Annotated in this window: 18 protein-coding genes; 7 read left to right on the plus strand and 11 right to left on the minus strand. The window is 52.3% G+C overall.

Annotated features, from left to right (window positions below):
- Window positions 1-56: 56 nt before the first annotated feature.
- The 3 genes from MHH82_RS21890 to MHH82_RS21900 form a co-directional block, all read right to left on the minus strand.
- A complete protein-coding gene (locus MHH82_RS21890; protein WP_015736445.1) occupies window positions 57-464 on the minus strand; it encodes a GNAT family N-acetyltransferase in 408 nt (135 codons plus the stop codon).
- 8 nt (window positions 465-472) lie between these two features.
- Window positions 473-853 (minus strand): sensory rhodopsin transducer, encoded by a 381-nt coding sequence (locus MHH82_RS21895; protein ID WP_015736446.1) that lies wholly within the window; start codon window positions 851-853, stop codon window positions 473-475.
- Window positions 854-947: 94 nt separating this feature from the next.
- A complete protein-coding gene (locus tag MHH82_RS21900; RefSeq protein ID WP_340967841.1) occupies window positions 948-2054 on the minus strand; it encodes a rhamnogalacturonan acetylesterase in 1107 nt (368 codons plus the stop codon).
- A gap of 227 nt (window positions 2055-2281) precedes the next feature.
- Here MHH82_RS21900 and MHH82_RS21905 point away from each other — a divergent pair, with 227 nt between their 5' ends.
- The 6 genes from MHH82_RS21905 to MHH82_RS21930 all read left to right on the plus strand — a co-directional run bounded on the left by MHH82_RS21905 (window position 2282) and on the right by MHH82_RS21930 (window position 9993).
- Window positions 2282-4015: a cache domain-containing sensor histidine kinase gene (locus tag MHH82_RS21905; protein WP_015736448.1), complete on the plus strand. Its 1734-nt coding sequence runs from the start codon at window positions 2282-2284 to the stop codon at window positions 4013-4015.
- Window positions 4016-4028: 13 nt separating this feature from the next.
- On the plus strand, window positions 4029-5576 hold the full coding sequence (locus MHH82_RS21910; RefSeq protein ID WP_015736449.1) for a response regulator: 1548 nt from the start codon (window positions 4029-4031) through the stop codon (window positions 5574-5576).
- A gap of 143 nt (window positions 5577-5719) precedes the next feature.
- Window positions 5720-7060, plus strand: a complete 1341-nt coding sequence (locus tag MHH82_RS21915) for an ABC transporter substrate-binding protein (protein ID WP_036664073.1) — start codon at window positions 5720-5722, stop codon at window positions 7058-7060.
- A gap of 118 nt (window positions 7061-7178) precedes the next feature.
- Complete coding sequence (locus tag MHH82_RS21920; RefSeq protein ID WP_009589786.1) at window positions 7179-8078, plus strand: carbohydrate ABC transporter permease; 900 nt, start codon at window positions 7179-7181, stop codon at window positions 8076-8078.
- Between the two features lie 5 nt (window positions 8079-8083).
- Entirely contained in the window at window positions 8084-8917 is an 834-nt protein-coding gene (locus tag MHH82_RS21925) for a carbohydrate ABC transporter permease (protein WP_096776785.1), read from the plus strand.
- Window positions 8918-8961: 44 nt separating this feature from the next.
- On the plus strand, window positions 8962-9993 hold the full coding sequence (locus MHH82_RS21930; protein WP_251497431.1) for a glycoside hydrolase family 88/105 protein: 1032 nt from the start codon (window positions 8962-8964) through the stop codon (window positions 9991-9993).
- A 212-nt stretch (window positions 9994-10205) separates the two neighbouring features.
- On the opposite strand, the gene MHH82_RS21935 is transcribed toward MHH82_RS21930, so the two are convergent.
- Window positions 10206-12284 (minus strand): peptidoglycan D,D-transpeptidase FtsI family protein, encoded by a 2079-nt coding sequence (locus tag MHH82_RS21935; protein ID WP_340967842.1) that lies wholly within the window; start codon window positions 12282-12284, stop codon window positions 10206-10208.
- Window positions 12285-12311: 27 nt separating this feature from the next.
- On the minus strand, window positions 12312-12929 hold the full coding sequence (locus tag MHH82_RS21940) for an NUDIX hydrolase (protein ID WP_340967843.1): 618 nt from the start codon (window positions 12927-12929) through the stop codon (window positions 12312-12314).
- Window positions 12930-13072: 143 nt separating this feature from the next.
- Between MHH82_RS21940 and MHH82_RS21945 the strand changes: the two genes are divergently transcribed.
- A complete protein-coding gene (locus MHH82_RS21945) occupies window positions 13073-13555 on the plus strand; it encodes a hypothetical protein (RefSeq protein ID WP_015736454.1) in 483 nt (160 codons plus the stop codon).
- 91 nt (window positions 13556-13646) lie between these two features.
- Here the strand turns inward: MHH82_RS21945 and MHH82_RS21950 are convergent, their stop codons facing one another.
- The 6 genes from MHH82_RS21950 to MHH82_RS21975 form a co-directional block, all read right to left on the minus strand.
- Window positions 13647-13997 (minus strand): potassium channel family protein, encoded by a 351-nt coding sequence (locus tag MHH82_RS21950; protein WP_015736455.1) that lies wholly within the window; start codon window positions 13995-13997, stop codon window positions 13647-13649.
- A 44-nt stretch (window positions 13998-14041) separates the two neighbouring features.
- Complete coding sequence (locus MHH82_RS21955; protein WP_340967844.1) at window positions 14042-14659, minus strand: hypothetical protein; 618 nt, start codon at window positions 14657-14659, stop codon at window positions 14042-14044.
- Window positions 14660-14710: 51 nt separating this feature from the next.
- Window positions 14711-18046: a DEAD/DEAH box helicase gene (locus tag MHH82_RS21960; RefSeq protein WP_340967845.1), complete on the minus strand. Its 3336-nt coding sequence runs from the start codon at window positions 18044-18046 to the stop codon at window positions 14711-14713.
- A gap of 78 nt (window positions 18047-18124) precedes the next feature.
- On the minus strand, window positions 18125-18427 hold the full coding sequence (locus MHH82_RS21965) for a hypothetical protein (RefSeq protein ID WP_015736458.1): 303 nt from the start codon (window positions 18425-18427) through the stop codon (window positions 18125-18127).
- A gap of 21 nt (window positions 18428-18448) precedes the next feature.
- Window positions 18449-18958, minus strand: coding sequence for a GNAT family N-acetyltransferase (locus tag MHH82_RS21970; RefSeq protein WP_015736459.1), 510 nt, complete (start codon window positions 18956-18958; stop codon window positions 18449-18451).
- A 106-nt stretch (window positions 18959-19064) separates the two neighbouring features.
- Entirely contained in the window at window positions 19065-19955 is an 891-nt protein-coding gene (locus MHH82_RS21975) for a TIGR01777 family oxidoreductase (RefSeq protein ID WP_015736460.1), read from the minus strand.
- Window positions 19956-20012: the final 57 nt, after the last annotated feature.

Here is a 20012-nt window from a genome sequence, read left to right on the forward strand (position 1 = left end):
CTCATATAACCAATAACCAACATGCGAAAAAGGACCGCCCTGCGGTCCTTTTTCGTCTATCGCCGTATATTCTTCTTCATCCCAATGGTGAATCGCTGAAAGCCCAGCTTCTCATAATACGGTTCCAGCCCTTCCTCGCACATCAACTGCGGGATGACCCGGGACTTCTCGCAATGTTCAACCAATCGATGAAGGATCTGTCGGCCAATCCCTCTGGACTGATACTCCGGATGTACGCCTAATCCGCATATAACGCCGGTTATGACCCCATCGGAAATGATGCGCCCCATGCCTGCCAATCGCTGTCCGTCGTACGCATAGACGGCATACCAGCTCTGCCTGCATATGGTATTCAATTCGGCAGCGGATAAATTTATGGAGTTCCACTCCAGCGCATCATATAGAGCTTCCAGTTCATGAACGTCCTCAGGAGGCTCTTTAGAATACGTCACCGTATGTACCATGCATCCACCTACTTTGAAATTTGGGTTACCGGGTATGCCATCACGCTCATTAAAGCATTCTCGGCCTGAGTGGAATCGAGTCGGCTGTATTGAACAAACACAGGTGCACTGCTTGTAACTTCCATGGCATAGGGAATACCCGGAGGAATACCCTGCCCGTCACCCGTTCGAAGGGAGCTGGTCCGTATGTGCTTGGTTCTTCTTGCTGGCACGATGGTTTCCATTCCCAGCAATGGGTCACGATCCTCGAAGTAAGCATGAATCGTAACCACTACGTCCTGCTCGGTTAAGTTCAACACACAGACGGATTCATGACTGGTTAGTTCTCCGCTGCTTTCAGGAGGGATATACCCATCGGGAATAATCCATTGCTTTTCACCTTTTGACATGCGTTTCGCTCCTCGCTCGTATGATTTAGGGTGTTTTGAATAGATTCGCTGCGGGTGCCAAAGTTCCTCTTTTTCAGGTTCGGGACCCGGCATGTTACCGCAGAAACAGGGACAATGGCTGGAGTCCAAGCGCCTTCAAACCGCCAACCACCATATCGGCCAATTGGGCCGCTCCGCGCTGTTGAAAATGGGTATTGTCCATTACCCCCTGCGGGAACCGAAGAAATTCCCCCGGCCTCCCCCACATAAACACGGATTTGGTCCCTTCCGGACCCAGCCGGTTAAAATACTCCAGACTCAGCGCCGCCAAATCGACCAAGGGCACCTGCTCCTCCGCGGCCAGCTCCCGAACGGCCGTTACATAATCACCATGCGTGTCCTTCAGCCTTCCCTTGCCATCAAAGTAACGGCGGTGAACAGGGGTAACCAGGATCGGAGTCGCCTGTTTCTCCCTGCAAACGTCCACGTACCGTGTTAAAAACTCCCTGTATGTCGAGTTAGGTTCCGTATACCTTCCCTCGTCGCGCTTCTGATCGTTATGGCCAAACTGAATCAGCATATAATCATGGGGTTTCATCTTCTCCCGGATTTGCTCCAGGATTCCCTCCGCAATAAAGCTCTTGGAGCTTCGGCCGGAACGTGCATAATTGCTCACGGCCGCATCCGCTTTTATGAATGCGGGCAGCATTTGCCCCCACCCGGCATAAGGATAGCCGTCCGCGGGCTGGTTTGTTACCGTCGAATCCCCCGCCAGAAACACCTGGCACGCATGCGGAGCAGGCAGCACTTCCAATGCGTTAATTCGGGGAGCCCGTCCAGAAAAGTACAGTACGATTTTCCCTTGAACCGCTGGCACCGTCATACTGTAACGTTCAAAGTGGCCTGCCGGGATGAGTTTCCCAGCGAGCAGCATTTGCCCTTCCGTCCCCCGAATGGAGGTTTCCGTATCAAACCAGGCATCGCCAATCAATAGATGCAAGGTGTACAGGCCATCCGAGACATCGACCTGAAACGCTGCGTTCAGCGGGATGATAAAATCTCCCGTTAATGCCTCTCCCCCCGCCCGATTCACGGCAGATATGCTGGATACGGAATGGAATCCGTAGCCAAGCTCGGGACTATATAAGGTCTCGGCGGTTATTTTGATATGTTCATGGCCTGGCGCTTCCGTACCGAAATCGAATTTATACATGTTTTGCAACGAACTTCACCTCTCCCGGTTGAATTTCATCTAAGTCCATTATGGAACGGTAACCGCCGAACATACATTCAAGTAACCGTCCTCCATGTTCAAATAACCGACTAATTAGAGAAGAGCCGCCCCGATTATCCCGGGTGTTGGAATAACCTCGCACGTATTGACAGCGTTTACAACCCGGTACATAATGTGTACACAACATTTTAGGACCAGCGCAAGGAGACGTTGCCGTGCAAAAATGGATGACGATCTATAAAAATATGAAAATCAAAAATAAGCTTTCCCTTCTTATCAGCCTTATCGTTGCCATGGCATTTGCGTTCGCCGTCATCGTCCAGCAGTATGCCTTCTCCATCTACGACGAGCAGCTGTACCTCAAATCATCCCAGGTCCTTCACCTGTCTTCCTCCGCGATTGAGTCAGAGCTCGAGCGGGTCGAACAGTTATCCTTTAATATCATTACGGATACCCAGATCCAGAATATATTGCGTTCCATCGCCGGGAGCGAATCCGATTATGACCGGCTCATCCTCCGCCAGCATTTGGTAGACCGCCTCCTGAATTATGTCGGTTCCGAGCCCATGCTCTACTCTATTCACCTGATCGATTCATATGACCATCAACAGGACGTCGGCAGCGTCGTCCCGATTGAACCTGCCAAGAAGGAACGGATTCTTCAGCTTGCCGGGGACGCGGATGGAGAAGAACGCTGGATATACCCGGACGAAAGTGATCCGGCTCTTCTACTTTCCCGGGAAATAAGATCCTATTCCGGCACATTATTCGATCTTAACTACTTGGGCACCATCATCATTCGCATCAATATGGACAAAATCGTCCGGAAATCCGCCGGCGGGGAAGGCGACCTGATCGTGACCTCGGGTGCGGATGTGATCTATCCCGCAACGCCGCACTTCGATCCGGCGGTCATTCAATCCTCCCTGTCATCCGGAAACGGGTACCTTACCCGGGAAATCGATGGCCACACCTACTTCATTGCGCATAACCGATCGGGCAACACGGGCTGGACATATATGAATGTCACACCCTTTAACCAAACCTTCAAGCAAATCATATTCATTAAAGAGCTTGTCATCATCGTTTTCACCGTTATTTTCGCGGTTGCGATTCTGCTCGGCATCAGGTTCAGCCGGGGGCTGACACGTCCTATCGAAAGTCTCATTACCCGGATGAAACTCGCGGAAAAAGGAAACTTTGCGGAAGCCAACGTGCTGCCTCAGGACGCAGCCCCCGTCGCCATGAACGAGCTGGGACTGCTGCATCGCACATTCCGTCTCATGATTGAGCGAATCAACGCCCTCATTACCGAGAACTATTCAAACCGGCTGTTGATCAAAGAGACCGAGTTTAAAGCGCTGCAAGCACAAATCAATCCTCACTTTCTGTATAACACGCTGGAATCCGTGAACTGGCTGGCGAAAATGAACAAGCAGTCCCAAATCTCCGACATGGTGCAGGCTTTAGCCTTCCTTCTGCGAAACTCCGTCAGTTTGAAGGAGCCCATTCTGACATTGGGGGAAGAATTGGAGATCGTCCGAAACTACGTCATCATACAGAAATTCCGGTTCGAAGACCGCTTACATTTTACGCTGGATGTACAAGAGCAGGATCTGCACCGTAAAATACCCAAGCTGTCCCTTCAGCCCCTGCTCGAAAATGCGATTCATTACGCGCTGGAGCCATCCGTAGACCCTTGTCGAATTACGTTGTCCTGCACGGAGACGCCTTCCGCATTCTGCGTCATCGTGGAGGATGACGGTCCCGGCATGGCGCCGGATACCCTGACGCGGCTGCGAAGCGGCGATTTGGCCACCAGCGGCAACGGAATCGGACTGTTAAACATCGAAGAACGGATCAAGCTGGCTTTTGGCGACCATTACGGTTTATCCATCGACAGCGGACCGGGTCTTGGAACCCGCGTGATTCTGTCTTTACCCAAATAACGGAGGGATTCGAATGTACAAAGTACTGCTCGTGGACGATGAACGGATTATTCTGGACGGCATATCTCAGATGGTGGACTGGTCGGCATACCGAACCGAGCTGGCGGGTACCGCCCAGAACGGAATTCAAGCGTATGAAAAAATCGTCAGGGAGAGCCCGGATATCGTCGTGTGCGACATTCGCATGCCCGGACTCGACGGTCTGGAGCTCGTTGCCAAGACCCACGCCTCCCATCCTCATATCAAATTCGTGCTGCTGTCCGGCTTCGGCGAATTCGAGTATGCTAACCGCGCCATGCAATACGGCGTGAAGCATTACCTGCTGAAGCCGACCGACGAGGACAAGATCGGTGGAGCGCTGAAAGAGGTCATCGACGAGCTGACCCAGTACCGGAACAAGGAAACGTTTGTCCAGGAGATGAAGGACCGGCTCCGGAAGGTGCTGCCCCATGTCAAAGAACAGGTGCTCAAGGAGTTTGTCACCAACAAGACCTATGGGCGCCATGATCTGGAGGAGTACCGGAGCCTGTTCGAATACGATTTCGATCAGCCTGTGCGTCTTCTGCTGTTCCAGCTGGAAGGCTCCGTCGAATTCGAGCATCAATTCGCCGTGAAGAACATCGCCGAGGATCTGCTGGACACGACGCTGCTGAGTACGACGATCGGACAGCAGGTCCTGGTGCTGATCGAGGACCGTAACGATCAGCAGCGGCTTCATCAGCAGCTCCAGGATATCCGCTGCACTTTTAAACAGTATTACAAAATGGACGTCACGATCGCGATCAGCGATCCCGGACCTGTTACCCAGGCGCGGAGGCTGTACCGGGATACGCTGCAGTGCCTGAACTACCGGTTCTACCTGGACGAAAGCGGAATGATCACAACCGAGGATACGCTGCACGTCGGCGGTATGGAAGGAAGCTTCGTCCTTGATGAGGAGCGGCTGTGCATGCCCGTCCGATCCGGCCATCGAAACGAAGCGGAGCTTGCCCTGACCGAGTTCGTTCAGGAACTGAAGCGTGCGCAGCTGAGCATCGAGATGACCAAATCCTATATCATTCAGCAATACGTATCCCTCATCCGGCTGACCGATCCGGACCAGATGCAGGAACGTTACGCGCGAATCCCGGAAATCGCCGAGATGAGCACGCTCCAAGCGATTCAAGGCGTACTGGAAGAAACGGTTCGGGAAATCACGCTGCGAAACTTTGAACGGAACAAGGTCCAATACAACGCCATCGTGCGCAAGGTGGTGGAGATCATCGAGAACCAGCTGGGCAACTCGGAGCTTACCCTCAACCTGGTGGCAAACGACATGCTGTATATGAACGCCGACTATCTTGGCAAGCTGTTCAAAAAGGAGACCGGCGAGAAGTTCTCCAATTACGTGATGAAGCTTCGGATGAAACGCGCAACCGAAATGATGCTCAGCGATCCCGATATCAAAATTTTTGAAATGGCGGAGCGGCTCGGTTTTGGCGACAATCCTCAATATTTCAGCCAAGTGTTCAAGAAACAGATCGGCTGCACGCCCTCCGAATATATGAAAAAGAGCGAATAACTTGTACGTACATCTCTGCTTTTTAAACAAACTGCACGGTTTTTTTCCTTACCCTTTCCCCTCGAAAACTAGATAATTGGGAATGTAAGCACTAACATTTGAAGCGATAATTTGTGGTCCATCAACAAAGGGGAGGAAATGGAATGAAAAAAGTGTTAAGCGCGGTCCTGATGTTTTCCCTGATCGGAAGCTTGATCGGCTGTTCGGGCGGAGGCGCTGCCGAACCGCCGGCAAACGGCGGAACCGGAACGGAAACGCCGCCGGCGACTGCAAGCGATAGCAAGGATCCGGTCAAGCTCCGCATTGCGTGGTGGGGCGGTCAGTCCCGGCATGATTATACCTTGAAGGTCATCGAAATGTATGAGTCCCAGAATCCGCATGTCACCATTGAACCGGAATATGCCCCATTCGATGACTATTGGAAGAAGCTTGCTCCCCAAGCGGTGGCCGGCGGACTTCCGGACATTATCCAAATGGACATCTCCTACCTGAATCAATATGCAGGCCGGAATCAGCTGGCGGATTTGAAGCCGTTCACCGAGAGCGGCGAGCTGGATGTCGCCGACGTCAGCGAGAATGCGCTGAGCGGCGGTGAGGTCAACGGCAAGCTGGTTGCCATGAACCTCGGCGTGAACGCACTCCAAACCACGTTTGACGTCGAGACGATGAAGAAGAACGGCATCGATATTCCGTCCAAGGAATGGACCTGGGACGACATGGACAAAATGGGGGCCCAAGCCAAAGAAAAAGGCCTGCAGATCGGAGGTTTTGCTTACCGGCATGACGTCTTCTTCCCGTACTATTTAAGAACCATCGGCCAGAAAATGTACAGCGCTGACGGCAAAACGATCGGGTACAGCGACGACCAGCCCTTTATCGATTACTTCACCCGCTACCAGAAATGGTACGACAACGGATATATCCTGTCTCTCGACAAGGAAGCCCAGAAGAAAGGCGTAGCGGAGGAGGATGAAATCGTCCTTGGCAATTCCATCTCGGGCACCGGCTGGTCCAACCAGTTCCTTGCCGTGGCCAATCTGGTAACCGACCGTTCGTTGGAGTTGAATCCGATGCCGGGTCCCGGAACGAAGGACGGTCTCTTCCTGAAACCTTCGATGTATTTCTCGGTCACCGAAACCTCGAAGCACAAGGAAGAAGCCGCCAAATTCATCAGCTTCTTCATCAACGACATCGAGGCCAACAAGCTGATCAAGGGCGAACGCGGCGTTCCCGTATCCGCCAAGGTAAAGGAAGCGCTGAAGCCGCTCCTCTCCGAGAACGAAGCCAAAATTTTCGACTATGTCACTTGGGCTGAGGCCAACAGCACGCCAGGAGATCCTCCTAACCCGATCGGTGCGGTAGAGATCGAGAAGCTGCTGCGAGATCTCAGCGAACGCATCCTGTTCAAGAAAATCTCGATCGAAGATGCCGCGGCCGAGTTCCGCAAGGAAGCGAATGCCATCTTGGCCAGATCTCAGCAATAACCAGGATACGGCTAGACAAGGCATCTCCCGCACGTCTTTCCCGTGCAAGAGATGCCTTTTTACATCAGTGACCCCTGCACGGGGCGCAACCAAATCTGAATCGTAGGGGTTGAAGTCTATGAAGAGGCTCCGCGAGAACGAGCACATCACCGGTTACGTGTTTTCAGCGCCGTTCGTTCTTGGTTTTCTCATCTTTACCTTATATCCAATCCTGTCGTCCCTGTATTATTCGTTCACCAATTACAATCTGATGGAAGCGCCGAGATGGCTGGGCCTCGGGAATTATGAGCGGTTGTTTCTGGAGGACGACAAGATCGGCAAGTCCTTTCAGGTCACATTCACCTATGTATTCGCCAGCGTTCCCCTGCGCCTCATATTCGCCCTCTTCGTTGCCATGATTCTGAATACCGCAACCAAAGCCGTAGGGTTGTACCGCTCCGCCTTCTACCTGCCTTCCCTCATCGGGGGAAGCGTGGCCGTGGCCATCATGTGGCAGCAGATCTTCGGCGACAAGGGGCTCGTGAACTCTGCCCTGTCCCTCTTCGGGATCCATTCCACGACCTCTTGGATCGGGAATCCCAGCACGGCGCTGTGGACGCTCATCGCATTGTCCATCTGGCAGTTCGGTTCCTCGATGATCATTTTTCTGGCCGGCTTGAAAAATATACCGAAGGATTACTACGAAGCCGCCAGCGTGGACGGTGCCAATGCGGTCCATCGCTTTTTCAAGATTACGCTGCCTATGCTCAGTCCGATCATTCTGTTCAACCTGACGCTCCAGACGATCTCGGCGTTCCTGACCTTCACCCCCGCCTATATTATTTCCCGCGGCGAAGGCGGCCCGCTGGATCAAACGCTGCTCTATTCACTCTATTTATACCGCAAGGCGTTCTCGCATTTTGAAATGGGTTACGCGTCGGCTCTTGCCTGGATCATGCTCATTATCGTCGGTGTCCTGACCTTGCTCATCTTCAGATCATCCACCCGCTGGGTTCATTACGAGTCGAAAGGAGATTGACGGTTATGACCACATCCAGACGTGTTCTCTACCATACCCTGGTCGGATTGTTCGCCCTCGGCATGACCTATCCGATTCTGTGGCTGGTCGCCAGCTCGCTTAAACCCAATCATGAAATATTCACGACGGCTTACAGCCTGATTCCGAGCCGGCTGGAGTTCTCGAATTATGCTACGGGCTGGAAGGGATTCGCCGGGACCACCTTCGGCACCTTCTTCAAGAACTCGTTCATCATTGTCATCATCTCCACCATCGGGGCCGTCGCGTCCTCGGCGCTTGTCGCCTTCGGATTGGCTCGGACCAAGTTCTTCGGACAACAGTTCTGGTTCGCCTGCATGATGATTACGATGATGCTGCCCCATGACGTTGTGATCGTCCCGCAATATGTCATGTTCGCCAAATTCGGCTGGCTGTCTTCCTTCAAGCCGTTAATCGTTCCCCAATTCTTCGGCATTCCGTTCTTCATCTTTCTGATCATGCAGTTCATCCGCACGATTCCGAAGGAACTGGACGAAGCCGCCAAGATTGACGGATGCAGCAAGTACGGGATTTTCTTCCGGGTCGTTGTCCCGCTGATCGTGCCCGCTCTCATTACATGTTCGATCTTCTCCTTCTACTGGAGATGGGACGATTTCATCAATCCGCTCATTTATTTGAACAACCCGGAGAAATACCCGGTGTCACTTGCCTTGAAGCTATTCCTGGATGGGGAATCGCTTAATAACTGGGGCGGCATGTTTGCCATGGCTACCTTATCGCTGCTGCCGGTCGTCATCGTCTTCTTTATCTTCCAGAAATATATCGTGGAAGGGATCAGCACGACGGGATTGAAAGGGTAATCCATACACATAGATTCAATTGAATATGAAGGGAGTTTCTCATCATGCCAGCACTTGTATTTGATGATCAACAGATTGAGAATGTCATAGACCGCGTGGTTGACCGGACCTTTCGCATGGATTTCAGCTGGGATTGGCCGGGCGGAGTCGCCTTTTACGGGGTATGCGAAGCCTACAAGGCCACCGGCAAAGAGGAATATCTGGAACAGCTGAAAGCCTGGGTCGACGAAAATATGGAAGAGGGGCTGCCGAAGCTTTCCGTCAACGGCGTCTCCATCGGCCACTCCCTCCTGACGTTGTATGAGGTTTATGAGGATGAGCGGTATATCGAAACGGCGAAGGAGATGGCCGAGTATCTCACGCATGATGCACTGCGTTTCGGGAACGGCATCTTTCAGCATACGGTGAACTCCGAAACGTATAACTTTCCGGAGCAGGCATGGGTCGATACGATGTTCATGGCAGGCTACTTCCTGCTTCGGATCGGCGTGATGTTGGACCGGGAGGATTACTTCGAGGATGGTTTGAAGCAGTATCACGGCCATGAGGATTGCCTGCAGGATCCCGTCACGAATCTGTATTACCACGGCTGGGACAACATCGCCGGCAACCATATGTCAGGCGTCTTCTGGTGCCGGGGCAATGCCTGGGCCGCCATCACGATGGCTCGTGCCCTGGAGCTTGTGCCGGTCACGCATCCATCCTTCATGATCATCGAAGGCTCGCTGCGCGACCAGCTCAGCGCCCTGGTGCGGCTGCAGCATGAATCCGGCCTGTGGCATACGATTACGACCGATCCGCAATCCCCGCTGGAAACATCCGGCTCGGCCGGCATCGCCGCCGCCCTCCTGACCAAGGGACGCATCTACAATAAATACACGCAGAAATCGATTGACGGCATCTTGGCCAAAATCACCGAGGATGGTACCGTAACCGGCGTTTCTGCAGGGACAGCCGTCATGAAGGACGCAGCAGGTTACAGAGGCGTGCCCGATAAGCGAATCCAGGGCTGGGGTCAAGGTCTGGCCTTGACCTTTCTCGCGGAAGTGCTGAAGATCAGGAGCAATCCTTATTGATTAAATAAGATACAGAAAAGGCAGGATGGAGAGGATCAAGTTCGCCTCTACAGCCTGCCTTTTCGTTATATGCGTTTCCACAAGCGAATGGTATTGATTAATAATGATGAACATGAACCGACTGCACCCGATATACTTTCATCCCATATCATTGGTTTAGTCTCCCCGTCTCCCATCGCTAATCTTCACGATTCCGCGTCTACGCTGTTTATTCATTGTTCCCCTGTTTCCTCTTCTCCGTTATCCTTAGCTTGATCTTCGGTTTTCTTCGGATGCGGTGTTCCGTCAAGTCCGTAGACTTCGTCATAAGCGTCGAATATCTTCCTCGCAATCGGCGCGGCGCTTTGTGAGCCAAAGCCGCCTTCAGGCACAACAACTGCCACCGCCAACCTCGGATTATCGCGCGGAGCAAAAGCGATGAAGACGCCGTTATCAATCTTTTGCCATCTTCCATTCACTTTAGCCTCCTGCTCGGAGGTTCCCGTTTTCCGGGCGAAGTCATATTTAAAATCATCGAATGCGGCCAGCCCCTGCGTATTCATCCCCCGCTTAATGGTCTGCCAGTATGTTTTAGGAAATTCGACCTCGTTCAGGACCTCGCGCCCGAATTCCTTGACCACGTTGCCATCCTGATCCGTGACTTTGCTGACCAGCTGCGGCTTGACCCGCTTGCCTTCATTCGCCAGCATGACGGTGTATTGAGCAAGCTGTAGAGGGGTGTATTTACCCTGCTGACCGAAGGAAGCGTAGGCTAACGCCGCCAGATTACTTCCCGCTGCTTTGGTATCGGTATAATTTTTCAATCCTTTATGCTCGTTGGGCAAGCCGCTCCCCGTTACGACGCCAAGACCAAATTTCTCCATATATTTATCCCAGACCGTAACGCCCTTCTCCCCGCCATACTTGCTGACTAGCCTTTTGCCAATCATATCAATCATAAAAGCATTCGAGGATTGCTGAATCGCTAACTGCGGTTTGATGGGTCCGTTTCGATGACCGCTCGAGTTGGAAATTCTCGTTTCGCTTCCTTCGCGGCCTATGGTGGCGTACCCTTGATCAGGATACGTGTCATTAATGCCAAATAACCCCTCATTAAGCCCGATCAGCACCGTCAGCGGTTTAATGACGGAACCGAGAAAAATCATGGATTCAAAGCCGTTTCCCGAGCGACCTGATCCATAGATCGTAATCGTGCCGTTTCCCGACGCGTCCACGACATCCTGCGTAATTTTGCCACCATTTACCCGCACATTCGAGTCGTAATCCGGCATGCTCGCCATCGCGACTACATTACCGGTATCCACCTCCATGGCGACCGCATATCCAGTTAAGGCATCCTTATGCAGCTTACCCGATACCGGATGGGTATGAAGGTATTGGAGCTGATCCATAATGGCCTGCTCCGTGGCAAGCTGAATGTCTTTATGAATCGTGGTATGAATATCATGGCCTTTTTCAGGAGCGACCATCGTCGGAACGCCGTCCACCATATTCTGCGGATTGATCGGAATGCTAAGATACCCGCTCTTGCCGCGCAGTTCTTCCTGAAACATCCGCTCCAATCCGTCATAGCCAATCCACTCTTCTTCCGTATAGATCAAGCCGGGATTCTTCTGATCCTTGTTGCTCTGATCAATAGCCTCATAATCCTTAAGGTCTTTGGAGCCTCTGAACATCTTTAGATATCCGATCGTCTGAACCGCAACCGTATCCGGATCATAGTGCCTTACATTCTCCTCCACGATCTGGATGCCGGGAAACTTGGCGCGGTTCTCCATGAAATAAGCGATCTCTTCCTTCGTCAAATCCGTCTTGATGCGTCTGGGTTCATAACCATGCTGCTTGTTATATTCCAAATCCAGGTCGTCTATCACTTTTTTGACGGTCGTCGGTTCCAGGTTCGGATCCCCATACTTTGTAAACGCCTGGACAAGCCGCTTCGCCATCTCCTCCGCTTCCGGCCGGTTTTCTTTTCCTTTGTCCGTCTTTTTGCTGTAATCTTTCATGAGCGTGATATATAAAGAATTTGAAGCCGTAGAGTATGCAAGCTTGGTGCCGGACGCATCGATGATGGACCCCCGGATCGGCTGCAGCGGGAAATGCTTCTGCTCCCCCCCGGTTTCCTGGCTTGCCAGCTCAGGTCCCTCTACGAACTGTAATATGGCAAGGCGAACGATTATGACGCAAAAGATTAAAAATGCGCTGAAAAAGAAAATGTTGATCCGTCCATGGAATTTACGCCTGGTTTCTGATTCATCCGGTACGTCTTTATAAGGTTTAAAGCCTATCACATTGTCTACGCTCCTTTGTTATCTGTATTAATCAAGCCAAGTCGGCAAATGCCGGTTGTTCTCGAATTCGAATATTCTCTTCAGCTGTTCCTTGGTATTCCGTTCTTCGGACAACGGCGGCAGTTCGTCCTGAGGGAAAAAACCGACCGCGGACGTTTCGGTCCCCACACCTGCAGCTCCGCCCGTAATGTCGCACTGAATGAACATTTTGTATACGTGGAAGGCCGATGGCGGATGGTTATGAAATTTCTTGTCCAATACGGCCAGCAGCCTCCCTGCACGCACGTCGTAACCGGCCTCTTCCTTCACTTCCTTCACCACAACCTCCGCAGGGGATAAGCCGATGTCCGCCCATCCTCCCGGCAGCGCCCAGGCCCCGTCGGCCTTTTCCTTCACCAGCAGCAGCTTTCCGTCTTGAAAAATAACGCCGCGGACATCCACCTTCGGCGTCTGGTATCCGGTTTCACTCGCAAACAGCGTACGGATCTTCTCTTCGCCTGCTTCGGTATACTCCTGCATGATCTGGATGCTGAGCTCCCTCAGCTGCTCAAACCGTTCCTTGTCATAAACGTCCCTCGTATACTCCAGTCCGGCCTGGCTGATGGCCTGCATCTCCTTGGCCCACGCTAACCATTTTATTGTCATAGGTTTCATCCTCTTCAAAGAATCTCATAATATATAACGCCTGTTATCCTTGATTGGTTTATAATGGAAGTGCTTGATTTCAAAATTATAACATATTTTCTAGCAAGTTATGAGACAAAGGATATAAAGGGGGGCAGCAGGACATGAAAAAAATGCGGCCGGTGTTATACATCTTTCTTCTAATCATGGTGTTCGGTACCGGGTACTACATCGGATCCAGATCCGAGAACGTAACGCCGATCTCGAAGGAAAATGCCCGCAATGCCGTTCAGACCCTGTGGGTGAAGGCCGCCGAACCTCCGCTGCCCAAGGTAAGCATTGACGGCACCGAGATCAAGCTGCAACGCGGCGGTTATTCGTGGTGCAACGGAGATAACTGCGCAACGACGGACGCAGCCCGTCCCAGGCTCGAGGATATGACGCCGGTTGTGGTCCAAGGCGGTGCCGACATTCAATCGACGCCACCCGAAGGAATACATGGCTTCACCATCCTCAACCTGACGGATTCAGGTAACGATGGATATACCGTGCCAACGAAAGCCGGCTCGTACCTGTACGAAATTCACTGCACATGGCCTTTGGATCAAGGAGAAGCCAGCTTTTATTTTGCGGTGACGGTTGAATAGACGTGCTCTGGATCGATTAACCAAGCATTTCCGCATCCGTTTGTCCATAAAAAGAAACAGCCCCGGCGCCAGGGCTGTTTCTTCGTTTCCATTATGAATTCGTTGTCTTCTTCTCTTCCCTTTGATTCGTACGGATTAAAGCATACGCCAACTGTCCGACCATTCCGAGGAACAAGCCCGTCCCGACCACGATGTAAACCATGGTGAAGGTTTTTCCGAGCGGCGTCTGCGGCACGAATTCCGGATGCCCTACCGTGCTCAAGGTCACCACGCAGAAATAAAGGGCATCCAGCACCGACAAGCCTTCTTGCCTGGTATAAAACATCGTGCCCGATAACAGCATGATGACGATCAGCACAAACAGCGCCATGAAATACCGCTGCTTGAACGCTCGAAACAAACCGCTGAGGAGACGTTTTAACGTTAATAAAAAAGAGATCATCCGAGAACCGTCCTATTCTATATCTGGAGTAAATGCTGCATACATCACATACATCCTATTATATCAGCGTTAATGCTTCGCGCCCATCCACTACGGTTGAACGGAAAGGTATTCCCTTCGGCATCGATGCTCCGAAATATGAAGCCGCCGGTCTGGTCGGCTGGCAGCTGTTCATAATGGATGGCGTAGCCTTGCTCCACGTCGATTTCCATGTAAATCCCGGATAAAGCCTTCACCTGTTCCAGATCTTCGATCGGTTTATCGTCCCAAGGCTCATTGGTGACGATGATTTTCTTGCTTTCGGGTTCCGACGTCTCCACTGCCACCAGGGTGTCATAGATGCCGTCACCACGATGACTGGCAGACCAAGTTCGTACAAAAGGTTCATCTGCGGACTTGGGTTCCAGCGCGACCCCGTTCGTAATTTTATGCAGCAGTCCCCATCTGCTCTCCAGGACGTTGACGGTCTTAACATGGCCATCATGCCAGACAATCAGCTTATGATGATCCTCTGACTTCTCGTACAGCTTATCCCCGGTATACGCAGGGTGAACGCGCCGTATCGCCTGCTCTTCATTGTATGCATAGCCGTCCAGGAACAGCGGCAGGTAGCTGATGACGACCACAACGGCGGCCAGTATGAGAAACATGGCTTTTTTCAAAACAACAGCTCCTTGTATCCTTTTGGAATGCGTATCATCTTATCCGGCCGATTAGCCCTGAAGGGCAAGCAGCTCCCGAATTTCCGCTTCGGACCAGCTTGAAAGCGACTCTTCCCCCGGCTGAACCAGCTCCTCGATCAGATCCTTTTTCTTCTGCTGCAGAGCCACCATTTTATCCTCGATCGTATCTTGAGATACGAAGCGTATGACCTGCACAACCTTCTTCTGACCGATACGGTGCGCCCGGTCCATCGCCTGCTGCTCGACTGCCGGATTCCACCACAGGTCATACAGGATCACCGTATCGGCCCCGGTCAGGTTGAGCCCCGTTCCGCCTGCCTTCAACGATATCAGGAATACCTCGCGTTCCCCCTCGTTGAAGCGTTCGCACAGCTCCACCCGCTCCGATCCCGGCGTCTGTCCGTCCAGGTAAAAAAACGGAATCCCCCGATATCCCAGCTCCCCGGCGATCAGGTTCAGCATGCCTGTAAACTGGGAGAATACCAGCATCCGCCTCCCTGCAAGACGACATTCCTCGATCGTTTCCAGCAGCTGCTCAAGCTTGGCCGAACCGCCCTCGTAGCCTTCCACGAACAGAGCCGGGTGACAGCAGATCTGTCGCAAGCGGGTAATGCCCGCCAGGATACGGATCCGGTTCTTCTGGAAACCGTCCTGTGCCAAATGCTTAAGCGTCTCCTGCCGCAGTTTCGCAAGATAGGCGGTATACAGCTTCTTCTGTTCGATCAGCAGGCCTGAGGCCTGAATCGTCTCGATTTTCTCCGGCAGCTCCTTAAGCACGTCCGATTTCAGCCTGCGGAGCAGGAAAGGACGCACCCGTTTCACAACCGCTTCTTTAGGCAGTTCATGAAATGCTTTGCGATCTCCGAAAAGAGCCGGGAAAACGGCATCGTAGATGGACCATAATTCCTCCAGACGATTCTCGACCGGCGTGCCTGTCAACGCAAACCGATAACGGGCATGGAGCGTTTTTACGACTTGAGCCGTTTGCGTCGCGTAATTTTTGAAGGCTTGGGCTTCATCCAGAATCAAGGTTAAGAAAGGCAGCTTTGCATATCGCTGGATATCCCTGCGGAGCAGCGGGTAAGAAGTGATGACAACATCCGCTTTGCCTATATTCTGGATCACCTTCGCGCGCTCGGACAGCGTGCCATCGGCAATGACGGCCTTGATCTCCGGCGCAAACTTCTTAAGCTCGTTAAACCAGTTATAGAGCAGGGAGGCAGGAGCCACAATGAGCGCGGGTTCTTTACGCTCCCGGATCTCAGGCAGCAGGGACAGCATGAAAGCGATGCTCTGAATGGTTTTGCCGAGTCCCATATCATCGGCCAAGATGCCGCCGAAGCGGTAATGGGCCATCGTCTTCATCCACTGGAAGCCGAACTTCTGATAATCCCGGAGAACCGTTTCCAGGCTGGCCGGCACGGCAAAGTCCAAATGATCCGGATTCTTCACATTCTGCAGCATTCGGCGCAGGGAACGGCCAAGCTGGACCGATGATCCCGAATCCTCCCAATCCAGCAGCTGAAGTCCTTGGACCGCCGGCAGTTTAAACCGCGTCCCCTCATCTTCGTACAGCCAAGGTCCCACCCGGTTCATTAAAGCAACCATGGCCTGGAACTCCGCGCTTTCCAGCGGAAGCAGCGCTCCGTTTCGCAGCCGGTGATATTTGCGCTTTTCTTCGAGCGATTTGACGATTTCCCGGATTTCGGCTTCGCGAATGCCCTCCATGTCAAACTTCAGTTCAAGCCAATCCGTCCGTTCATCGACCTCCACCCGAACCTTGGCTCCCATCGGTTCAGTGAGCACCCGCTCCTTCACCGCCGTCGTTGCATAAACAACCAGCAGCTTCTCCAGCCGCGGAATCGTATGATACAAAAATTCATATTCGGCATCCTCGTCATTCATGAAGAAACCGCCGTCAGTCCTGGCAAAAGAGGCGTTCTCCATGAGCTCCAGAATCCGCTGCTCCGTCTCTCCATCGCGAACGAGAATCGAGCTGCTGCTGCGTTTGGCGCGGTGTCCCTCCAGCGGATTGATGATGATGTCGCCGTATTGAAATTCGAGTCCGGCCAATAGCCGGCCGCGGACACGGTCCAGAAACAGCTTCGCTTTTAAAGGCGTTTTGACGATGCGGTCGGACACGGTCTGCGCCACATGCACGCTGCCCAGTTTCATCAGCCCCGGTACCACCCGCTCCATGATGGACTCCATCATCTCCGGCTGTATCCGAATATGCGGTGTGTTGGAAGGTTCAAGCAGCAGCTTCATCTCGGCGAGCCTTTTGCAAGCATCCATCTCAAGCTGTATCAGCCTGCCATCCGCAATGACGACCCCGTACCCCTCCAGCACGGTCATCCGCTCCAATCCATCGATCTTCATCAGATAGTGATCATCCGCAGCCTCATCGAACTCGAATTGCAGCGGGATCGGTTCCTGAGCGAACTCCAGCTTATCCGTCATGATTCCATCCATCGACAAGAGGGGACGAACCGAAGAACCGAGCGCCTCCCGTACTTGAGGCCAAAAGGCAGGAGGAATGATCAGCATTCGGTCGCCGTTCCCCTTTTTGCCAAGCGGAGCGTAGATGTTCACCGACTGTTGATACATGCTCTCATGATCGGAAATACGGATCAGCTCCTGCAGAAGCGCGTCATCCTCTTTTTTAAAGCTGTGCACCTCTGGATCGTAGGTGAAATTCTTCGTGAACACGCAGGCTGCGCCGCGTTTTACGCACGCTAAGAACTCCCGAATCCGCTGTACGATGTACAAGCGTTTGTTCCCGACTCGCAGTTCGACGCCGAACAGGTATTTCCGGTCCCCGTACGGATATAGCTTGAAAATGCACTCCATCTCCAGAACCTCTCGGGTATCAAAGCGGGATGTCGCCGCGGCCCTCCGACCGCCGGAATACGAGAACAATCCGAGCAGCTGGCTGCTGAGCAGCGCATCCCGTTCTCTCTCGTTCGAGCTTCTGCCATATTCCGGTGAGTGCCGGGGCGTTAACTGTCCTTCTTCCATGTTCACGTTGGCGGAAGGATGTAATAACGATGGAAAGGGGCGCATCGGAGCCTCGACCGTTTGTTCAATATCCCGTATGTTCAGGAGGAGGGCCGCAATATGCCTGCACCGCTTTCGGGAAAATCCGTAATCGATGCAGCTGCATTCCGTGTATACGTCCCCGTTCGAGTCAATCTCCGCATAGGCGATTCCCGACTCCTGATCCTTCACTTCAGCCTCGTATTTTCGAGCGTCCGGATCCTGCTTCAGCATCGATACATAACCATCTCTATATAAAACCCCGCCGCGATCGTAGGAGGTTTTTCCACACAACAGTTTGATCACCCGTTCGGTCAGCTGGTAACCCATAACCACATTCCTTTCTCTATTGCCTGTTAAAAAACAGTATACCATTTTCTCATATCTTCAAAAAAAAAGAACTCGCCGCTACGGCAAGTTCCTGCGCTCTTTGTCATCGACTTTGGTCAATCGATCATAACGCTTGTTATTCCCATTCCATGCCCCGTTGGATATGATGAAACCGACAATCATATATATGGGAAAATAATAATAGTATCTTGTTACAAAATGTTCCGGGGTAAATCTGTCCTGATCCAGGAGCCAGGTCGCGGCAGCCCATACAGCATATAAAAACAAGCCGTGAGCCAGTCCTTGGGAAAATACGAATTTGCCTTTTCCCTTCCCCCGGATCTGCGTCCACCTGCGATAGAATCGCGCATCTCGCTCCATCCGATCCCTCCGCTTCAAGGTTTAGATACGTTTGTAATACAATACCGTTCCGGCAAGTTGGCCGTTAGAGGATATGGCATAATCGGGTATAACTCCAGCTTGAATATAACCCAAAGACTGATACAGCTTGTTGGAAGGGTCCCCCTCCCGGGTATCTAAGACCAATAAGGTTCTGCCCTCTGCCTTGGCTTTCGGCTCCAGATGCAGCATCAGCGTTCTGCCGATACCTCCGCGGCGGGAAGCCGGATCTACCATCAATTTCGCCACCTCGGCCCGGTGTCTGCCATTCGCTTTCGTTGCGCACTGCAATTGAACCGTGCCGATCATCTTCCCATCCTGCATGGCTGCCCACAGGGTAACCCCTGGGCCAAGCGCATCCTTCCAGTAAGCGGAAGCTTCATCATAAGACAGCGGAGCTAAGAATCCCACCGATGCCCCATCTTCTACAACCCGAATCAATAATTCCGTCAATTGATGATGCGTGTTGGTTTCTAATCGGTCGACCTCCACAATCGTAAATTCCTGATTCATGATCGGACACTCCCTCTCTCTCATCTATTAAACCCATTCTATCCGTTCTGTTGCCATATGTAATCATTTTCTGCAAAGTCAATCCATGCCGCGCGCTCAGATTCCCTTATCGTTTCAAGATGTCTGCCAGCGCTTCATTCAGCGTATCGTATGCAAAATGAAAACCTGCCTTGCAGAGTCGGTCCGGAATCACCCAGCGGCTCTTCAGCACGAGTTCCGTTTCCGTACGTATAAGCCTGGCCCCCAGCTCAAGCAGCCATTTAGGCGACGGCAATCCCATTCTGCGATTCAACGCAAGCCGAAGCTGCTCCATCAGTTCCTTGTTCGTCACCGGATAAGGAGATGCACCATTAAAAACCCCGCTCAGCTCTTCCTTCTCCTGCAAAAACAGAATCATGCGATACAGATCCTCCACATGGATCCAGCTGAACCTTTGCTTACCCGTACCTTGGACGCCGCCGAGCCCGAATTTTACCAAGTTAACATAAGGCGTCATGACGCCACCGCCAGGTCCCAGCACAATGGCAATGCGCAGGGCGATTTGTCTCGTCTGAGGCAATCGGAAAGAGAAAAAAGCGCGCTCCCATTCCTTGGCGACCTCGACGGAGAAGCCTTCGCCGATCTCGCCCTGCTCCTCCGTCATCGGTTTATCTTCGGCATGGCGATAAATCGTGGCCGTGCTGGAATTAAACCAGGTGCGCGGAGGAATACGGCAGGCCTCGACGGCGCTGCCGAGTATGTTCGTTGTCTCTGTTCTCGATTTCAGAATAAGCTCCTTGTTGTTTTCATTGTAACGGCAATTAACGGATTTGCCCGCTAAATTTATGAGCATATCCGCCCCCTCCAGGGCAGCGACGATGGCTTCGCGATCGTTCCATGCGATATGACCCTGCCGTCGGGAGATCATAAGTACCTGTGCTTGCTGCTCATTCGTGAATTTTTTCGCAAGATAAGTTCCGATAAAACCAGTTCCACCAGCTAAAACGATCTTTTTCATAGAATAGAATCAGCTCATTTCTCTATGTTTTATCCACATCATATACTCCATTTGACC

The sequence above is a fragment of the Bacillus sp. FSL K6-6540 genome, assembly GCF_038007545.1.